General features: G+C 70.5%; 17 protein-coding genes and 2 pseudogenes. 8 read left to right on the forward strand and 11 right to left on the reverse strand.

What is annotated here, in order from left to right; genetic code table 11:
• Positions 1-5 precede the first annotated feature (5 nt).
• Both K1J60_RS18335 and K1J60_RS18340 read right to left on the reverse strand, forming a co-directional pair.
• Positions 6-362, reverse strand: coding sequence for a DUF805 domain-containing protein (locus K1J60_RS18335; RefSeq protein ID WP_220647144.1), 357 nt, complete (start codon positions 360-362; stop codon positions 6-8).
• Between the two features lie 84 nt (positions 363-446).
• The gene (locus tag K1J60_RS18340) at positions 447-1904 is read right to left on the reverse strand and encodes a helix-turn-helix domain-containing protein (protein WP_259407779.1); all 1458 of its coding nucleotides are present in this window, start codon (positions 1902-1904) and stop codon (positions 447-449) included.
• Between the two features lie 248 nt (positions 1905-2152).
• Between K1J60_RS18340 and K1J60_RS18345 the strand changes: the two genes are divergently transcribed.
• Positions 2153-2890 carry a DUF4232 domain-containing protein gene (locus K1J60_RS18345; RefSeq protein ID WP_220647146.1) on the forward strand — a complete coding sequence of 246 codons (738 nt, stop codon included), beginning with the start codon at positions 2153-2155 and terminating at the stop codon, positions 2888-2890.
• Between the two features lie 34 nt (positions 2891-2924).
• On the opposite strand, the gene hemB is transcribed toward K1J60_RS18345, so the two are convergent.
• The 3 genes from hemB to K1J60_RS18360 all read right to left on the reverse strand — a co-directional run bounded on the left by hemB (position 2925) and on the right by K1J60_RS18360 (position 5563).
• Positions 2925-3917 (reverse strand): porphobilinogen synthase, encoded by a 993-nt coding sequence (gene hemB / locus K1J60_RS18350; protein WP_220647147.1) that lies wholly within the window; start codon positions 3915-3917, stop codon positions 2925-2927.
• Between the two features lie 66 nt (positions 3918-3983).
• The gene (locus K1J60_RS18355; RefSeq protein WP_220647148.1) at positions 3984-4337 is read right to left on the reverse strand and encodes a hypothetical protein; all 354 of its coding nucleotides are present in this window, start codon (positions 4335-4337) and stop codon (positions 3984-3986) included.
• Positions 4334-5563, reverse strand: coding sequence for a helix-turn-helix domain-containing protein (locus K1J60_RS18360; protein WP_259407780.1), 1230 nt, complete (start codon positions 5561-5563; stop codon positions 4334-4336). The genes K1J60_RS18355 and K1J60_RS18360 overlap by 4 nt, the downstream gene beginning before the upstream one ends.
• A 413-nt stretch (positions 5564-5976) precedes the next feature.
• Here K1J60_RS18360 and K1J60_RS18365 point away from each other — a divergent pair, with 413 nt between their 5' ends.
• Both K1J60_RS18365 and K1J60_RS45895 read left to right on the forward strand, forming a co-directional pair.
• Complete coding sequence (locus K1J60_RS18365) at positions 5977-6654, forward strand: hypothetical protein (RefSeq protein WP_220647149.1); 678 nt, start codon at positions 5977-5979, stop codon at positions 6652-6654.
• Positions 6655-6675: 21 nt separating this feature from the next.
• A pseudogene (locus K1J60_RS45895) lies at positions 6676-6786 on the forward strand (SAM-dependent methyltransferase); the annotation flags it as partial.
• Positions 6787-6795: 9 nt separating this feature from the next.
• Here K1J60_RS45895 and K1J60_RS18370 read toward each other — a convergent pair.
• Positions 6796-7260: an ATP-binding protein gene (locus tag K1J60_RS18370; RefSeq protein WP_259407781.1), complete on the reverse strand. Its 465-nt coding sequence runs from the start codon at positions 7258-7260 to the stop codon at positions 6796-6798.
• A gap of 164 nt (positions 7261-7424) precedes the next feature.
• Here K1J60_RS18370 and K1J60_RS18375 point away from each other — a divergent pair.
• Both K1J60_RS18375 and K1J60_RS18380 read left to right on the forward strand, forming a co-directional pair.
• Positions 7425-8257 (forward strand): annotated as a pseudogene (locus K1J60_RS18375) (helix-turn-helix domain-containing protein).
• Positions 8254-8460 (forward strand): DUF397 domain-containing protein, encoded by a 207-nt coding sequence (locus K1J60_RS18380; protein ID WP_220647150.1) that lies wholly within the window; start codon positions 8254-8256, stop codon positions 8458-8460. The pseudogene K1J60_RS18375 and the gene K1J60_RS18380 overlap by 4 nt, the downstream one beginning before the upstream one ends.
• Before the next feature lie 148 nt (positions 8461-8608).
• Here K1J60_RS18380 and K1J60_RS18385 read toward each other — a convergent pair whose 3' ends face one another.
• The 5 genes from K1J60_RS18385 to K1J60_RS18405 form a co-directional block, all read right to left on the reverse strand.
• Complete coding sequence (locus K1J60_RS18385; protein ID WP_033532729.1) at positions 8609-10372, reverse strand: bifunctional uroporphyrinogen-III C-methyltransferase/uroporphyrinogen-III synthase; 1764 nt, start codon at positions 10370-10372, stop codon at positions 8609-8611.
• Entirely contained in the window at positions 10369-11340 is a 972-nt protein-coding gene (gene hemC, locus K1J60_RS18390; RefSeq protein WP_220647151.1) for a hydroxymethylbilane synthase, read from the reverse strand. The genes K1J60_RS18385 and hemC overlap by 4 nt, the downstream gene beginning before the upstream one ends.
• Positions 11337-13094, reverse strand: coding sequence for a glutamyl-tRNA reductase (locus K1J60_RS18395; RefSeq protein ID WP_220647152.1), 1758 nt, complete (start codon positions 13092-13094; stop codon positions 11337-11339). Before K1J60_RS18395 ends, hemC begins: the two co-directional genes overlap by 4 nt.
• Positions 13091-13846 (reverse strand): redox-sensing transcriptional repressor Rex, encoded by a 756-nt coding sequence (locus tag K1J60_RS18400; RefSeq protein ID WP_220647153.1) that lies wholly within the window; start codon positions 13844-13846, stop codon positions 13091-13093. Before K1J60_RS18400 ends, K1J60_RS18395 begins: the two co-directional genes overlap by 4 nt.
• Before the next feature lie 318 nt (positions 13847-14164).
• Entirely contained in the window at positions 14165-14452 is a 288-nt protein-coding gene (locus K1J60_RS18405) for a glutaredoxin family protein (protein WP_220647154.1), read from the reverse strand.
• 197 nt (positions 14453-14649) lie between these two features.
• Here K1J60_RS18405 and K1J60_RS18410 point away from each other — a divergent pair, with 197 nt between their 5' ends.
• The 3 genes from K1J60_RS18410 (at position 14650) to K1J60_RS18420 (ending at position 18327) form a co-directional block, all read left to right on the forward strand.
• Positions 14650-15585, forward strand: coding sequence for an HAD family hydrolase (locus K1J60_RS18410; RefSeq protein ID WP_220647155.1), 936 nt, complete (start codon positions 14650-14652; stop codon positions 15583-15585).
• Between the two features lie 392 nt (positions 15586-15977).
• The gene (locus K1J60_RS18415; RefSeq protein ID WP_220647156.1) at positions 15978-16805 is read left to right on the forward strand and encodes an ECF subfamily RNA polymerase sigma factor, BldN family; all 828 of its coding nucleotides are present in this window, start codon (positions 15978-15980) and stop codon (positions 16803-16805) included.
• Between the two features lie 286 nt (positions 16806-17091).
• Positions 17092-18327 (forward strand): DUF5667 domain-containing protein, encoded by a 1236-nt coding sequence (locus tag K1J60_RS18420; RefSeq protein WP_220647157.1) that lies wholly within the window; start codon positions 17092-17094, stop codon positions 18325-18327.
• Positions 18328-18387 lie beyond the last annotated feature (60 nt).

Here is an 18387-nt window from a genome sequence, read left to right on the forward strand (position 1 = left end):
CCGCGTCAGGGCTGCACCGGATACGCCTTCGGGTCGGGGCCGTACTGGTTGGCGTCCCGCTGGCCCTCGGTGGCCATGAAGATGATCATGAAGATGAATCCGACGCAGGGGACGAGCCCTATGAGGACCCACCAGCCGCTCTTGCCGGTGTCGTGCAGCCGCCGCACGCTGACCGCCAGGGACGGCAGGAAGAGGGCGACGCTGAGGAGGAGTTGCGGCGCCTGCGAGTCCAGGACGAGACCGAGGAGGTACAGAGCGACATAGATGAGCGAGCTGATCAGCGTGAACATCCAGTACTCCTGGCGGCGCGCCCGCCCGCTGAAGACCGCGTACTTCTTGAGCACTTCGATGAACCAGTTCATGGCTTCCCCCGAAAATCGGCATAGGTGCGCCCCGGAAATCGGGGGCAGGCGCAGAACCTATGCCGATTGATGAGAACTCGTCAATCAGTTACCGCTCTCGTCCTCGCCCTTCCCCAGCGTCGTCCCCTCCGGGACCCACTTCGGCCCGCCGAGCGGATACTCGTACGCCGGGCGCCCGTTGTTGCCGCTCGTACGGAACGGCCGGCCGTCGTCGTCCAGCGTCAGCGTGCCGCTGCGGGACCCGGCGGTCCACTCCAGCTCCAGGTACCAGCTGACGTAGTACGCGGAGGCGTCGGCGGTGATGTAGTACACCTCCGGATCGGACTGACTGACCGAGTAGGGGAAGTTCCTGCTGCCCGCCTTGGGCTTCACATCGGGGCGCGCGGCGTCGAGGGCGATCGTGAAGGAGCGGGTCGGGACACCGGCCCCGCAGCCGACACCCGGGTAGCCCATGGCGTAGTCGTTCCAGGCCAGGGGCGACCGTTTGTCGGTCATCCGGACCTTGAGGCTCCGCACGACGACGGTCTCCTCGCCGGCGCCCTGCACGGTGAGCGTCAGGAACTGCTTCCCCGACGCCACGGCCCCCTCCGACGACACCCAGGCGGGCGCGTCCTGCTCCAGCGGCGGCGGCCCCACCTCCGCGGGCGTCCGGTCGGCCAGATACCGCTGGGAGCAGGGGTCCTCCCAGGTGTACGGCTCCACCTTCACGTCCAGCGGCACCGGAAGGGACGCGTCCGCCCCGCCGGCGCCGCCGGGGCTGCTCGGGGTCGCGGTGGCCGAGGCCCCCGCCCCCTTGCCGGCATCCTCGCCCTTCTTGCCGCCGGACTCGCTCGCGGAACCGGAGGGCGAGGCACCGGTGGGTGAAGCGGAGTCGCCGTCGGCCTTCTCCTCGCCGCGGCTGTCGACGGACGCGGCCCCGGCCGTACGCCCGGCCCCGTCCTCCTTCCCACCGGACGGCAGACTCAGGGCGAGCGTCACCGCCCCGAGCACGGCGGCCACGGCCACCCCGGCGACGAGCGCGACCCGCGTACGCCGCCGAGCGGGCCCCCGTTCCCGGGACCCTGCGGAAACGACACCGCCGATCACGGTCTCCGTCTCGGCGTCCTCGGGCGCCTCGACCGCCGAGCCACTCTCCTCCACGGCGGCCGACCGCGAACCCGCACCCGAACTCGAACCCGCGCCCGAATCCGAATCCGCACCCGCACCCGCACCCGCACCCGCACCCGCACCCGCACCACGCTCCTCCGCCGCCGCCCCGGCGGAGTCACCCCCCTTGCGCCGACGCATCGCGTCCGCGAGCACCCACGTCCGATGGAGCTCGACCAACTCCTCCGGGGAGGCCTTGCAGAGGCGGGCCAGCCGCTCGACGGGGGCGTAGTCCGTCGGCACGGCGTCCCCGTTGCAGTACCGGTGAAGCGTCGACGTACTCATGTGGAGCCGCTTGGCGAGCACCCCGTAGCTCAGCCCGGAGCGCTCCTTCAACTCCCTCAGCAGCTCGGCGAAATCAGCCCCCGGGCCGTTCGCGGTACCGCTCCCCGACACGTCCTCCTCCGTCCCCTCACGTCCCGCGCGTCCCGTTCCGCGTTCCAGGGAAGGGATATTTCCGCAGGTCAAAGCCCTCGCGAGCGTTCCAGTGTCCCTGATCGTCCGTCGGCTGTGGCGGCCGGGACGGATCACCCCACAAGCTTGAGTCATCCAAGCACGCCGCTCCCGGCACACCGGTCGAGCGGCACGGCTTCGAGCACTTGTTCTCAGCCTTCTCCACTTGCTTTGTCCGGAAGGGACCTCTCATGCGCACGCTTCGCTCCGCCCGCTCCGCCCGCCCCGCCCGTCTGCTCGCCGTGACGGGAGCGGCGCTCGCCGCCCTCGCCCTCACCGCGTGCGACAACGGCATGGGCACGAGGGACGAGGGGGCGGCGGGCGGTTCGACCTCGTCCTCCCAGAGCACGGGCGGCTCCGGCACGACCGGGGGCTCCGGCACGACCGGCGGTTCGACCACCGGAGGCTCCACGAGCACGGGCGGCGCATCCACCACCGGCGGCACCACGGCCGACAAGGCCTCCTCGAAGGGCGGGACCTCGGACCCCTCCGACCCCGAGAACCGCGTCACCTGCAACGGGTCCACCACCACCGTCACCGCGCAGCCGGTGTCGCGCCCGCTCAACCACATGCTGATCACCGTCAAGAACACCGGTTCGAAGTACTGCGACCTCTACTACAACCCCACGGTCCGGTTCGGTGAGGCCCAGTCGGCGCCGCGCGTGATCGAGGAGTCGCAGCCGCAGGCCGTGGTGACACTGGCCCCCGGCGAGTCCGGCTACGCCGGCGTCCTCCTCTCCGCCGCCGACGGCAGCGGCGGCAAGGGCACGACGGAGAAGAAGGTCGTCATCCACTTCCAGGGCGCCGAGGCCGGCAGCGACGCCGGCTCCCCCGCGTCCCCCGCGCTCCCGGCCAAGGGCGTCTACGTCGACAACTCCGTGGCCGTCACCTACTGGCAGTCGACCATGGAGGACGCCCTGCAGTACTGAGCCGAGCGGTACCGGGGTCGGGGCCCTACGGCTGTCAGCGCAGCATGCGAGCCGCCTCGACGGCCCAGTAGGTGAGGATGTTCTGCGCACCCGCCCGCTTGATCCCGGTCAGCGTCTCCAGGATGGCCCGCTCACGGTCGATCCAGCCCTTCTCGGCGGCGGCCTCGACCATCGAGAACTCGCCGGAGATCTGGTACGCGACGACCGGCACGTCCACGGTGTCCGCGACCCGGGCGAGGATGTCGAGGTAGGGGCCGGCCGGCTTGACCATCACCAGGTCGGCCCCCTCCTCCAGGTCGAGGGCGAGTTCGCGCAGCGACTCCCGGACGTTGGCGGGGTCCTGCTGGTAGGTCTTCCGGTCCCCCCGCAACGAGGAGCCGACGGCCTCCCGGAAGGGCCCGTAGAAGGCGGACGCGTACTTGGCGGTGTACGCGAGGATCGCGACGTCCTCACGCCCGATCTGGTCGAGGGCGTCCCTGACGACCCCGATCTGACCGTCCATCATTCCGCTGGGCCCGACCACGTGCGCACCGGCGTCGGCCTGCACCTGGGCCATCTCGGCATACCGCTCCAGGGTCGCGTCGTTGTCGACGCGCCCCTGGTCGTCGAGGACTCCGCAGTGCCCGTGGTCGGTGGTCTCGTCGAGACACAGGTCGGACATGACGAGCAACTCGTCCCCGACCTCGGCCCGCACGTCGCGCAGCGCGACCTGCAGAATCCCGTCGGGGTCGGTCCCGGGAGTCCCGAGCGCGTCCTTCTTCTCGTCCTCCGGCACCCCGAAGAGCATGATCCCGGAGACCCCGGCCTCCACGGCCTCCACGGCGGCCTTCTTCAGACTGTCCCGTGTGTGCTGCACGACCCCCGGCATCGCCGTGATCGGCACCGGCTCACTGACCCCTTCCCGCACGAACGCGGGGAGGATGAAGTCCGCGGGATGCAGCCGGGTCTCGGCCACCATCCTCCGCATCACAGGCGTCGTACGAAGCCGGCGGGGCCGCGTACCGGGAAACGATCCGTACTTCGACATACACCTACGCTACGCCCGGGCCGACGGTCCCTTTGCCGACGGGACGTCGGCAGCCCGACACCCGTCCTACGCCCCCTGGACTCCACTCCCTGGAACCCGCGCGCCCCCTTCTTCTTCCCGGACGACCCGCAGCACGGGCTCCGGCAGCGCGAACTCACCGAGATCGAACGCGGCGTCCCGCCAGTGCGCGGCCAGCTCCAGCAGCTTCTGCGGGTCGTAGTCGACGGGCGGCCCCGGCTGGCAGGGCAGCAGCGGGTAGAGGACGGCGGCGGCGAACCGGACACCCCACATGGCGGCCCCGGCATGAGGTTCCACGCCCTCCGCCACCCCTTCCTTCTTCAGGTACTCCAGGGTGGCCGACGCATCGCGCAGGGCGTTGTACACCTGCACATAGGTGGCGTGGATCGTGTGATCGGTCATGCGGCACTCCTCGGGAAGCCGGGTGGATCAAACCGCCCCGAGTCCGGCTCAGGCGGTACTGGCGAGACGGGTGATACGGGCGATACAGGCGATACGGATAGGCCGGACAGGCCAGACGGATCTGACGGATCTGACGGATCTGACGGATCTGACGGATCTGACGGATCTGACGGATCGGACGAATTCGGGTCCTGCCACCCCGCGTCCCCCGCAGTCCCCCTGGCCGCCGCCCCCGCGCCCGCGCCCGCCCCCGCGGCGATACGGCGCTCCCGTTCGGCGCGGCAATCTCGGCACCAGGTCCCCTCGGGCTTGCGGAAGGCCCGGTTGCAGCCGCCCGCGCAGTCCACCATCCGGTACCACGGCTCCGTTTCGCCCTCTGGGGCCTGCCCCTCGGACACTTCCGGCAGGACGGGCAAGGGCGGTGGCAGCAGCTCACTCAGCCGGTAGGCGAGGAACCGTGCCGGATTCCTGAGCGGCACGGGAAGATCGGCCGTCATGGCGTGGTGCACCGCCACGCCACTGGCCCCGTTCTCGAACCAGGCGACGACGGCCGGAGCGAGACGGCGCACATCCTTCTGCGAGAGCGTGAACCGATCATCGGTCCGACGCAGCCGCACGAGCAGCGCGACAGCCTTGTCGTGGTGCTCACCACGTCCCGACGACTCGGGGTCGACGTCCTCGGCCGCAGGCGCCACGACGGAATCAACGGCGCCGGGATCGCCCTCAACAGGCTCCCCGTCCGCCGCCACGTCCTCGACGGTCGCCTCCTCGACGACCGGCCGTACGGACACGGGGTCCACCCGAGCGGCGACAGGGGCCGCCGCCCCCTCCCTCTCCCCCCTCACCCCGCGGGCCCGCGTGAGTGCCGGAGCGTTGTACACGTACGTCCGCGTGACCACCCGCCCGCCGTCGACCCGCTCCCGCACCCGCTCGACATAACCGTGCGCCTCCAACTCCCGCAGAGCGAAGGCGATCCGGTCCCGGCCTTCGGTGAACCGCTCGGCGAGAGTACGGATGTCGGCGGAGGCCCCCTCGGGCAGCGACAGGATGTGGGCACCGAGCCCGATGGCGGTCAGCGACAGCTCACGATGCTGGGCGAGGTGATTGCCGATGATCGTGTACCGGTCGGGCTGGAACTCCTTGACGTGGATGACACCGGAACGGGTGGCACTTTGCCGGATACGGGACTGCGGGCGCACGGCGCCACTAGGCTTGGTCTCAGCCATGAGGGAAGGCCTTCACTTCTCCTCGGTGGTCAGGCCCTCGCACTGGGATGCCAGTCCCGGCGGGGGCCGTCGCATGTCTGCGTCTGGTCTCCACCGAGCCTGCCCGCCCAAACCTCCTCCGCGCCAGCCGAGTTGGCCCGTTTCACCCAGCCGAGTGACGAACACGGGGTTTGGTTTGGTTTGGAGGGTTTCTCTCCCAAGAGTTCTTCCTTCTTTACGGCCCGCACCCCCGACGCACGCCCGACCGGGACCAGCGTTTCCGGGCTTCGGCCGGCTTTGTACCGGCATCGGCCGACAGATCACCGGCATCGGCCGACAGATCATTCGTGACGGCGGTTGACAGTCGCGGTCCGCAGGCGGCGCCTTCTGCGCGAAGACGGTCCGCGTAAGATCATCACTCAAGGGGTGATGGCATGGCCATGAGGAACCACCGGTGGTACGTGGCGATCGCGGCGGCACTGCTGCTGGCCGGCTGTGGCGGTGGCGCGGAGAGCGACAGCTGGGACGGCAAGGCGGTGGCGCTCACGAAGGAACAGGTACGGGAGACGTTGCCGGATGGCGGGGCCATGAAACGTTGGAAGGAGTCGGCTCGGCCCACGACCGTTGAGATGGACAAGCTCAACTACCGTTCGGAGGCCTGCCCCATCAAGGGCAACGCGGGCTGCGAGAACTCCCGCTTCTTCGGCGTCTCGACTTTCCGGCACAACGACAACGCCGCCACCGTCACCTTTCTGATCATCGCCTACGACAGCGAACAGGCTGCCCGTAAGGCGTACGACGTGCTCTGGGACGGCTACTACGGCAAGAAGGCGGGGCAGCGGGCCAAGACGTTCAGCCTAGGCCCGATCGGTGACGAGCGTGACGCCCGGTTCGGGTCCGCCGGCTACTTCGGTGAGCCCGGCGCCGTGACCCAGACCCGGGTCGGCACGACGCTGCTGTGGACGCTGGCGGGTTCCATGGACAAAGACGAGGACAGCGTCAACGAAGACGGCGTCAACGAGGACAGTGTCCGGGACCTGGCCACGGTGCTCGCCAAGCGGGCCCGACAGGCCCAGGACGGGGACGCGCCTTCCGCCGCGCTCGAGGGCTGACCGGGCGGGCACCGGTGCGGTCGCTACACCTACCGTCCGGCGGTGTGCGAGCGCCTGTTGACCCGGGCAGGGTTCGCCATGGCAGCGGCTCAGGTGCTGGACGCACCGCATCCGGGGGACATCGGGAGACTCGCAACGACTTCAGCACTTGAGGTCCAGCTCCGCCCAAACGGTCTTCGACGGCACCGGTCCGTGCGCCGCACCCCACCGGTCCGCCAGTTCCTCGACCAGCAACAGCCCGTAGCCGTTCTCGGCCGGAGTTCCGCTGGTGCCCGGCGCACGGACGGGCAGGCAGTCACCACGGGTGTCGGTCACCTCGATACGGAGGGCGCCGGGCCGCGTGACCGCGAGGGTGAGGCGGAAGCTCCGACCGGGGACCCGGCCATGCGAGGCGGCCTTGGCGGCGAGTTCGGCGACGATGAGCCGCGCCGGGTCCAACGGCAGCCCCCAGGTGCGCAGTTGCTCTGTGGCCAGAAGCCTGGCCAGGCGTGCCCCGCGACGGGTGGCGGACAACGGCACGGAGAACCGGTGGGGCGGGTCAGCAAAGGCGTCAGACCCGGCGGGCACCGTAGGGGAACTGCTGGTTCGGGTGAAGTGGCCTCTCATGTCACACAGAGTGGTTGCGCGTGCATAGCCTGTGAAGAGATGGAGCCCGGGCGGAGAGTGGCTGTCCGGGTGCGGGCCGACCGCTGTCCGGCCCGCACCGGGGTGACGCGCTACGGGCAACCCGAGTTGGGCAACCGGTGGCGCGACGGGAGGCGGTGGACTGCGTGAGTGACTGGGACGCGGGACTGGAGGACGACGCGGCCGGGGCGGTGATGAAGACGGTCGCGCGGCAGCTCAAGCTGTGGCGGGAGACGGCCGGGCTCACCCAGGCGGAGTTCGGGGCGGCCATCGGGTACGGGGAGGAACTGGTCTCCTCGGTCGAGCGGGGGCGGCGGATTCCCCGACCCGAGTACCTGGACCAGGCGGACGAGGTGCTGGGTGCGGGCGGCAAGATCGCGGCGATGAAAAGGGACTTGGCGGAGGTCCGGTATCCGAAGAAGGTGCGGGACGTGAAGCGCCTGGAGTCCGGGGCGGTCGAGATCTGCTCCTACAACAACTCGGTTGTCGACGGGCTGCTTCAGACAGAGGAGTACGCGCGGGCGGTGTTCGGCTCCCGGAGGCCACCGTTCTCCGAGGAGGAACTGGAGCAGAGGGTGGCCGCGCGTCTGGCACGACAGGAGATCATCGACGGCCCCACCACACGGCCGGTCTTCAGTTTTGTCCAGTGCGAGTCGACGTTGCGACGCCCCTACGGCGGCAGAATGGTGATGCGCAGGCAGCTCGAACGGTTGTTGCAGCGCGGACAGTTGCGGAACGTTGACGTTCAGATCATGCCCTTGGACCGCGAGGCGAACGCCGGCGTCGACGGCCCGTTCCGAGTACTCAGACTCAGCGACGGCACCACCATGGGCTACAACGAAGTCCAGCTCATCAGCCGTGCGATCGCCGAGCCGAAACTCGTCCAGGTCCTGAGATCCGATATGGGACCATCCGATCGCAGGCTCTGACACCGCAAGAATCGCTGGCCTTCATCGAGAAAATGCTGGGAGACACATGAGCTTCAAGTCCGCTGATGGGGGCCGGGCGCCGCTGGAGTGGATAAAAAGCAGCTACAGCGGTGCTGACACTCCTTCGTGCGTCGAAGTCGCAGCCAGGCCCGCTGCAGTCCTCGTCCGCGACTCGAAGAACCCCCAGGGCCCTCGCCTCACCCTCGCCCCACGTGCTTGGACGACCTTCCTTCCTTACGCCTCCGGGAGCTGACGGACGAGCCGCGCGGCCCCGCACCCGACGTCACGGATACGGGGCCGCGCGCACCGTCAGTCCGCGATCGCCGCGCGAAAGAAGCAAGGCGCCCACAAGCACAAAGGGGCGGCAGCCGCAAGCAGCCACCGCCCCCTCACACCTCACCTCAGGTCGTAGACCGCCGCCGCCGCGCCCCCGGTCGCCGCTCACTCGGCCGCGTCACCGGATCGCCGGCCTCCACGGCGGCAGCCCGCCGCCGCAGCCCGAAGTCCGCCAGCGCCTCGGCCAGCTTGTGCACGGACGGCTCGGGAGCCATCACGTCCACCCGCAGCCCGTGCTCCTCGGCCGTCTTGGCCGTGGCCGGGCCGATACAGGCGATCACCGTCACGTTGTGCGGCTTCCCGGCGATGCCCACCAGGTTCCGCACGGTGGAGGACGAGGTGAACAGAACGGCGTCGAAACCACCGCCCTTGATGGCCTCACGGGTCTCCGCCGGCGGCGGCGACGCGCGCACGGTCCGGTACGCCGTGACGTCGTCGACCTCCCACCCGAGCTCGATCAGCCCGGCGACCAGCGTCTCCGTGGCGATGTCGGCGCGCGGCAGGAACACCCGGTCGATCGGGTCGAAGACCGGGTCGTACGGCGGCCAGTCCTCCAACAGCCCGGCCGCGCTCTGCTCACCGCTCGGCACCAGGTCCGGCTTCACACCGAAGGCGATGAGGGCCTTGGCGGTCTGCTCGCCCACCGCCGCGACCTTGATCCCGGCGAAGGCACGGGCGTCGAGCCCGTACTCCTCGAACTTCTCCCGCACCGCCTTGACGGCGTTGACCGAGGTGAACGCGATCCACTCGTAGCGGCCGGTCACGAGCCCCTTCACGGCCCGCTCCATCTGCTGCGGCGTGCGCGGCGGCTCGACCGCGATCGTCGGCACCTCGTGCGGTACGGCCCCGTACGAGCGCAGTTGGTCGGAGAGCGAGGCGGCCTGCTCCTTCGTGCGCGGCACGAGGACCCGCCACCCGAAGAGCGGCTTGCTCTCGAACCACGACAGCTGGTCGCGCTGGGCCGCCGCGGAACGCTCACCGACCACGGCTATCACCGGCCGCCCGCCCTCGGGCGAGGGCAGCACCTTGGCCTGCTTCAGCGTCTGCGCGATCGTGCCGAGCGTCGCGGTCCAGGTGCGCTGCCGCGTCGTCGTCCCCGCGACGGTCACCGTCATGGGGGTGTCCGGCTTACGGCCGGCGGCGACCAGTTCGCCCGCCGCCGCGGCCACGGTCTCCAGCGTCGCCGAGACCACGACGGTCCCGTCGGACACCCCGACCTCGGCCCAGCAGCGGTCGGACGCCGTGCGCGCGTCGACGAACCGGACGTCCGCGCCCTGCGCGTCCCGCAGCGGCACACCGGCGTACGCGGGCACGCCCACGGCCGCCGCAACGCCCGGGACCACCTCGAACGGCACGCCCGCGGCGGCGCACGCCAGCATCTCCTCGGTGGCGTACGTGTCGAGCCCGGGGTCCCCGGACACCGCACGCACGACCCGCTTGCCGCCCCGCGCGGCCTCCATGACAAGATGTGCCGCATCCCGCACAGCGGGTGCACCAACGGTTGTTGACGCGCCGTCAACAACCGTCAGCTGAGGCGTGCCTGTGCCCGAAAACGTATCCGCTGAAGTAGCCGCGGAAGAGGCAGAGGCAGTGGCTGAGGACGCCGCGGTCAGTACCGACGGCGGGCTCGAGTCGGTGTCCAGTAGGGCGACGCCGGCGCGGGCATGCGTTCGCACCACGTCGAGCACGTCGTGCTCGGCGATGAGGACGTCCGCGTTCGCCAGTGCCTCGACGGCGCGCAGTGTCAACAGTCCCGGATCCCCGGGTCCGGCACCGAGGAAGGTGACGTGACCGTGGTCCGGACCGGCGGGAAGGGTGGTGGGGCTCAATGTGCTCGCTCCCCCATCAGACCGGCCGCGCCCTTAGCGAGCATCTCGGCGGCGAGTTCACGGCCGAGCGCCATTGCTTGGTCGTGCGTCTCGGGCACGGGACCGGTGGTGGACAGCTGCACCAGCGTCGAGCCGTCGATCGTGCCGACGACGCCGCGCAGGCGCAGCTCCTTGACAGTCTGCCCGTCGGCCAGCAGGTCGGCGAGCGCACCCACAGGTGCGCTGCAACCGGCCTCCAGGGCGGCGAGCAGGGATCGCTCGGCGGTCACGGCGACCCGGGTGTGCGGGTCGTCGAGCCCGGCGAGCGCGGCGATCAGCTCAGCGTCTCGGGCGGTGTGTCCCGCCCTGCATTCGATCGCCAGTGCCCCCTGGCCGGGGGCGGGCAAAACTGTGTCGACCGAGAGGAAGTCGGTCACCTCGTCGCTCCGTCCGATCCGGTTCAGTCCGGCGGCGGCCAGGACGACAGCGTCCAGCTCGCCCTTGCGGACGTAACCGATCCTTGTGTCGACGTTCCCGCGTATGGGCACCGTCTCGATCGTGAGCCCGTGGCTGCGCGCGTACGCGTTCAGCTGGGACATGCGCCGGGGCGAACCGGTACCGACGCGCGCGCCCTCGGGGAGCTGCTCGAAGGTGAGTCCGTCCCGGGCGACCAGTACGTCCCGCGCGTCCTCGCGCACCGGCACGGCGGCCAGCGCCAGGTCGTCCGGGTGCGTGGTCGGCAGGTCCTTGAGCGAGTGCACGGCGAAGTCGACCTCGCCGCGCAGCAGCGCCTCGCGCAGCGCGGTGACGAACACGCCCGTGCCGCCGATCTGCGCCAGCTGCTCCCGGGAGACATCGCCGTACGTCGTGATCTCCACGAGTTCGACGGGCCGCCCGGTCAGCCGGCGGACCGCCTCCGCCACCTGCCCGGACTGGGCCATGGCGAGTTTGCTTCGCCTGGTCCCCAGCCTCAGTGCCTGGTCACTCATGATCGCCCTCGGTTCTCGGCGTCGTTCTCTGAACTGCTGCTGTCCTCGGCCCGGGACACGGCCGCGACCGTCTCCTGGTCCAGGTCGAACAGGGTGCGCAGCGCGTCCGCGTACCCGGCGCCGCCCGGCTCGGCCGCAAGCTGCTTGACCCGTACGGTCGGAGCGTGCAGCAGCTTGTCGACGACGCGCCGCACGGTCTGGGTGATCTCGCCGCGGTGCTTGTCGTCGAGGCCGGGCAGCCGGCCCTCCAGGCGGGCGATCTCACCGGCGACCACATCGGCGGCCATGGCGCGCAGCGCCACGACGGTGGGTGTGATGTGCGCGGCCCGCTGAGCGGCGCCGAAGGCGGCCACCTCGTCCGAAACGATCCTCCGCACCATGTCGACGTCGGCGGCCATGGGCGCGTCGGCGGAGACCTCGGCGAGCGACTCGATGTCGACCAGCCGCACGCCGGCCAGCCGGTGCGCGGCGGCGTCGATGTCCCGGGGCATCGCCAGGTCCAGCAGCGCCAGCACGGGCGCGGGCCTGGGCACCTCGGCGACGGGCTCGGGCCGGCGCAGCTCGGTGATCCGCCCGGTGACGGCCACGGTCGCGACGAGCGCGGCGATCAGCTCGGCGTCGGCGGCGGGCGTGCGCGCGGCCTCACGCTCCGGCGCGCGACGGCTCGTACGCCGGTCCACGGTCGCGTTGTCGACCCAGGCCGCGTGCTGCTCCAGCGTGGCCGCGTCCATCCCGGCGACCGCGGCCTCCCCGTGCACGGAGAAGCCGCCGCCCTGCACGGCGGGCAGGTCGAGGGGGCAGTCGTCGTCGCTGCCGATGGACGTCGGCGGCAGGGCCGTCCGTACGTCGCCACGCGTCTCGGTCTCCGCGGGGAGCGTGCCGTCGGGCACCCGGCCCTCGACGGCCGCGGCGACCATCTCGGCGGTCAGGACCAGGCCCGTGGCGCCCGTGCAGGAGATGACGACGTCAGCACGTGTCAGCTCGTCCTGCACCGATTCCATCGGGACCGCGCGGGCCAGCGCGTCCGTTCCGCCCTGTTCGGTCAGGCCCTGTCCGTACTGCTCTTCGAGCAGGTGCGCGAGCCGCTCGGCCCGGTCGTACGTCCGGTTGGCGATCACGATCTCGCCGACGCCGGCCCGCGCGAGCGTCGCGGCGGCCAGCGAGGACATCGATCCGGCGCCCATCACCACGGCCCGCTTGCCCCGGGCCCAGCTCGCGACGTCGCCACCGGCGGTGAACTGCTCCAGGCCGAAGGTCACCAGCGACTGTCCGGCCCGGTCGATCCCGGTCTCGGAGTGGGCCCGCTTGCCGACCCTGAGGCTCTGCTGGAACAGGTCGTTCAGCAGTCGCCCGGCGGTGTGCAGCTCCTGCGCGCGGGCCAGCGAGTCCTTGATCTGTCCGAGGATCTGCCCCTCGCCGACGACCATGGAGTCGAGTCCGCAGGCCACGGAGAACAGATGGTGGACGGCCCGGTCCTCGTAGTGCACGTACAGATAGGGAGTGATCTCGTCGAGCCCCACCCCGCTGTGCTGGGCGAGCAGCGTGGACAGCTCGGCGACGCCCGCGTGGAACTTGTCCACGTCGGCATACAGCTCGATGCGGTTGCAGGTGGCGAGGACGGCGGCCTCCGTGGCCGGCTCGGCGGCGACCGTGTCCTGAAGCAACTTGATCTGCGCGTCCAGGGACAGCGCGGCCCGCTCCAGCACGCTCACCGGAGCACTGCGGTGACTCAGTCCGACGACCAGAAGGCTCATGCCGGCATCACGGCGGGGACATCCCCGTCGGGCCCTTTCCCGGCCTCCTTGGCAGCCAGCGGTACTGCGTCGGCCTCGCTCGCGGCCTCCTCGCCGGCCTTGCGCTGCTCGTGGAAGGCGAGGATCTGGAGTTCGATCGAGAGGTCGACCTTGCGGACGTCGACACCGTCCGGCACGGACAGGACGGTGGGCGCGAAGTTCAGGATGGACGTGACACCGGCGGCGACCAGTCGGTCGCACACCTGCTGGGCGGCGCCGGCGGGGGTGGCGATCACCCCGATGGACACACCGTTGTCGTCGATGATCTTTTCCAGCTCGTCCGTGTGCTGGACCGGGATCCCCGCGACCGGCTTGCCCGCCATCGCCGGATCGGCGTCTATCAACGCCGCCACCCGGAACCCGCGCGAGGCGAACCCGCCGTAATTGGCGAGCGCGGCGCCGAGGTTACCGATTCCGACGATCACGACCGGCCAGTCCTGGGTCAGCCCCAGCTCACGTGAGATCTGGTAGACGAGATACTCGACGTCGTAGCCCACGCCCCGCGTTCCGTACGAGCCCAGGTACGAGAAGTCCTTGCGCAACTTCGCGGAGTTGACCCCCGCGGCGGCCGCCAGCTCCTCGGATGAAACGGTGGGTACCGAGCGCTCCGACAGCGCGGTCAGGGCACGGAGGTACAGCGGAAGCCTGGCGACGGTGGCCTCGGGAATCCCTCGGCTACGGGTCGCCGGTCGGTGAGTTCGGCCAGTTGCCACGGTGCTCCTGCGGGTAGAGCGGGGCTGCGGGCGGTCATGCGTCCCCAGACCGCCCCGTCGACAGCAGGCTATGTCTTTGTGAACGCGTGCACAAAGATGGTGTCCGATTTGCCCGGCCAACGTGACCGGGGTCACGCACACCTGACGCACGCGCGTGGAACCGGCACAGGCGTGCCCTCGTTCCTCACCTGACGCCTTGCACGACGGGGGCAAAACCGCACACTCTCCTCACGAATCCCGCCCCCGAGACCAACCAGCCCATCGATCCTAAGCGACTTTTGGGACCACTTGGACTGGTCGGTCAGGTCACATCTCGGGTCACCTCGGCGCGAGGGCTTTGCGAAGGCGCTCCTCGTTCACACGCCAGAAGGTGTGCTGCGCGCCGTCCACGAGCACCACGGGGACCTGCTCCCAGTACTGCCGGTGCAGTTCCTCGTCCTGGGTGATGTCCTTCTTCTCCCAGGGAACGCCCAGCTCACCGCAGACCTTCCCGATCACCGCCTCCGCGTCGTCGCACAGATGGCACCCCGGTTTGCCGATCAGTGTGACGAGTCGCTCACCGGGATTCTTCGGCGTCCGCCGGAACATGGCACTCATGCGGGCCATTGTCGCTCCGCACCGGACATCCACACCTCCCCCTCACCATGAAGCGCACGACCTGCCCTTTTCCCCACCTGTTCCTCCCTCTTCCGCACGGGGACACGCCGCCGGGACCACTCCTTTAACGGCACGGTCGTGGAGAGTTCACAGCCCGCAAACCTCTGGACTCCGGAAGTGCCGAACAGACTGGCTATGCTCACGACATGGCCGCTCTCGGATGGCTCACTCCCCGTAGGCGCTCCGCCACGGCGCGGAGCGTTTTGGCAGGCGAGGCCTCTGCGGAGGCAGCGCGCAAGTCCTCCCAGGAGTTGGAGGACATCTCCCCCGCGCCCGACGCCGTCCAGGAACCGGAGTTCCCGGTCCTCGGCGACGACAAGGCCGCCGCGTTCTTCGACCTCGACAACACCGTGATGCAGGGCGCCTCGCTCTTCCACTTCGGCCGGGGCCTGTACAAGCGGAAGTTCTTCGAGACGCGCGACCTCGCCCGATTCGCCTGGCAGCAGGCGTGGTTCAGGCTGGCGGGCTCCGAGGACCCCGAGCACATGCAGGACGCCCAGAACTCCGCGCTCTCCATCGTCCAGGGCCACCGCGTCGCCGAACTGACGATCATTGGCGAGGAGATCTACGACGAGTACATGGCCGAGCGCATCTGGCCGGGCACGCGCGCCCTGGCCCAGGCCCACATCGACGCCGGCCAGAAGGTCTGGCTCGTCACGGCCGCCCCCGTCGAGATCGCCCAGGTCATCGCCCGCCGCCTCGGCCTGACCGGCGCGTTGGGCACGGTCGCCGAGTCCGTCGACGGCGTCTACACCGGCAAGCTGGTCGGCGAGCCGCTGCACGGCCCGGCGAAGGCCGAGGCCGTGCGCGCCCTGGCCGCCGCCGAGGGTCTCGACCTCTCGCGCTGCGCCGCGTACAGCGACTCCCACAACGACATCCCGATGCTGTCGCTCGTGGGCCACCCGTACGCCATCAACCCCGACAGCAAACTCCGCAAGCACGCCCGCGACATGGACTGGCGGCTGCGTGACTACCGCACCGCCCGCAAGGCCGCCAAGGTCGGCCTCCCCGCGGCGGCGGGCGTCGGCGCGGTGGCCGGCGGCACGGCGGCCGCGATCGCACTGCACCGTCGTCGCCGCTGAACGGCTGATCGTTTCTCGAACGCCGGAGGGGCTGGGTCTTCCCAGCCCCTCCGGCGTTCGCGCGTCCAGTGTGTCCGCCCCCGTCACGCCGACATTCCAGCGGTCATACCCCCACCGCACCCCCCTCAGTCACGCCGTCCGCACCCGACCACAACACGCCCCGCACCCAGACGGAACACGAACTCAATCGATCAATAACCGATCACGGAGCGGCACTTGAGCAGCCGTCAATCGGTAACAGAAGCGACGTAATCGATGATTTGAGCAACTGGGTGTAGCAGTGCCTGCACGAAGCGTTATTCTCCTCAAACGCAAACCGGTGCCCCTCCGTCGCTACGACGGGTGAAAGGTTCCGCACTGCACGTGATGGAAGCTCTGCCTCTGGGAGTCCCGTGTACCCACACGTCGGGGTTGACGCCTCGGGCCTGGCTACGCTGCGCGCGACAGTCAACCAACTGTTGCGCGGCTTCGTCCCCACCGCGTACGCCGTCCCCGCCCTCGCCACCTCCGCCGCGCCCGTCGGCCCGTGCTACGCACTGGCCGACAGCGTCGAGCCGGGGCCAGGGCGAAGCGCTGTCACCGAGGGGCGGTGGTCGGGTGACGGGCGGGCGGGCAGACGAGCCCGTTCGGGATCCACCGCCACGACCACCCGCCGTCCCGCCGCGGACAGCGACAGCGCCCGCATGATGGACCTCGTCGAACGCGCCCAGTCCGGCGAGGCCGACGCCTTCGGCCGTCTGTACGACCAGTACAGCGACACCGTCTACCGCTACATCTACTACCGCGTCGGCGGCAAGGCGACCGCCGAGGACCTCACCAGCGAGACCTTCCTGCGCGCCCTGCGCCGCATCGGCACGTTCACCTGGCAGGGCCGCGACTTCGGCGCCTGGCTGGTCACCATCGCCCGCAACCTGGTGGCCGACCACTTCAAGTCAAGCCGCTTCCGGCTGGAGGTCACCACCGGCGAGATGCTCGACGCCAACGAGGTCGAGCGCTCCCCCGAGGACTCCGTCCTGGAGTCCCTCTCCAACGCCGCCCTCCTGGAAGCCGTACGCCGGCTCAACCCCCAGCAGCAGGAGTGCGTCACCCTCCGCTTCCTCCAGGGCCTCTCCGTCGCGGAGACCGCCCGGGTCATGGGCAAGAACGAGGGCGCGATCAAGACCCTCCAGTACCGCGCGGTCCGCACCCTCGCCCGCCTCCTCCCGGACGACGCCCGCTGAAGCCCGCCCACCGGGACCACCACGGCTGAGCCACCGGACCGCCGAGCACATCGCTCACCTACGCTCCGCGATGCTCAACTCACCCTGCGTCGAAGTCTGTTGACTTCCTCGTCCGATCATCCGCCGTCCGTAACCCAAGTGCCGCGCCGCTCGTTGTGCGGGATACAGGCTCCCTGTGGTCGCGCCTGGCCGACACCGATCACTCGATCGTGTGGCTCGGTCGGGGTCGTGCAACCCTCAGGACCCCCTGGGGAGTCGACCGTCATGACGAGAGGAGGTGCCGCCAGTGATCGCGAACGTATCGGCGCACCGGCGGGCGAACGCCTTCGCCCAGGCCCTGGAGGAGCTGTCCGACCGGGGCACGGCGGCCGAGCAGCCCGAGGGATCGGCACCGGCCCCGGCAGCGGAACAGACCGAGCAGGGCCGCATGCTGGCCCTCACCACCGGTCTCGACGAGCTGCCCAAGCCAGTGCTCGACCCCGAGGTCAAGGTCGTCCATCGCGCCCAGTTGGTGGCCGCGATGGAAGCCATGCTGCGGGACGGCACACTGCCGGGGCGCGAGGCGTCGGACCCTTCGGTGCCCGAACAGCGATCGGGCAAGGCGCGGGGCGCGCACCGGGCAAGTCCGCTGGGCAAGTTGCGGCCACGGTCCCGTCTGACGAAGGGTCTCGCCGCCGGCGGGCTCAGCGTCGGCGTGGCCGCGAGCGCCTTCGGCGGTGTGGCAGCCGCCAGTTCGGACGCCCTGCCCGGTGACTCGCTCTACGGCCTCAAGCGCGGCATCGAGGACGTGAAGCTCACCCTGGCCGACGACACCGACGACCGGGGCCGGCTCTATCTGGACCAGGCGTCGACCCGCCTCAGCGAGGCCCGCCGCCTCATGGAGCGCGGCCGGGGCGGACAACTCGACCACGAGTCCCTCGGCGAGATCCGCCGCGCCCTCACCGGGATGCGGCACGACGCCTCCGAGGGCCACCGCCTGCTCCACGAGGCCTACGAGCGAGATCCGGAGTCCCTGGGCCCCATCCGGGCCCTCTCTGCGTTCTCCCGGTCCCACCGCGAGGCCTGGGGTGCGCTCCGCGACCGGCTGCCCGTGCAGCTCGGGGACGTGAGTCAGCAGGTCTCGTCGGTCTTCGACGCCATAGACGACGAGGTCGCCCCGCACTCGTCGCTGCTGCCGCAGCCCCCCGCCCAGGACGGCGACGGCAAGCAGCGGTCCACGGGCTCCGGTTCCCCCGGCACCGCGGACACCGGCCGTCCGGCCCCGAGCGCCACCGGCGGCTCCGTCGGCGGCGGCGAGGACACCAGCGGCAGACCCAAGCCGTCCACCTCGAACTCGGACAGCGGCGGCGAAGGACTCGTCGGCGGCACCACCGGCGGCCTGCTGGACCCGCCCCAGGACGACACCACCAGCAGCTCCCCGTCCACCGGCAGGTCCACCCCGCCCGAGGACCCCGACGTCACCCTCCCGCCCCTCCTCCCGGGCCTCCTGCCCGGCCTGGGCATCGACGGCGACAACAGCTAGTAGCCCCGTACGACGGTGGGGCGCCCTTCTCGAAGAAGGGCGCCCCACCGTCGTACGTGC

Source organism: Streptomyces akebiae (assembly GCF_019599145.1).
GTDB lineage: Bacteria > Actinomycetota > Actinomycetes > Streptomycetales > Streptomycetaceae > Streptomyces > Streptomyces akebiae.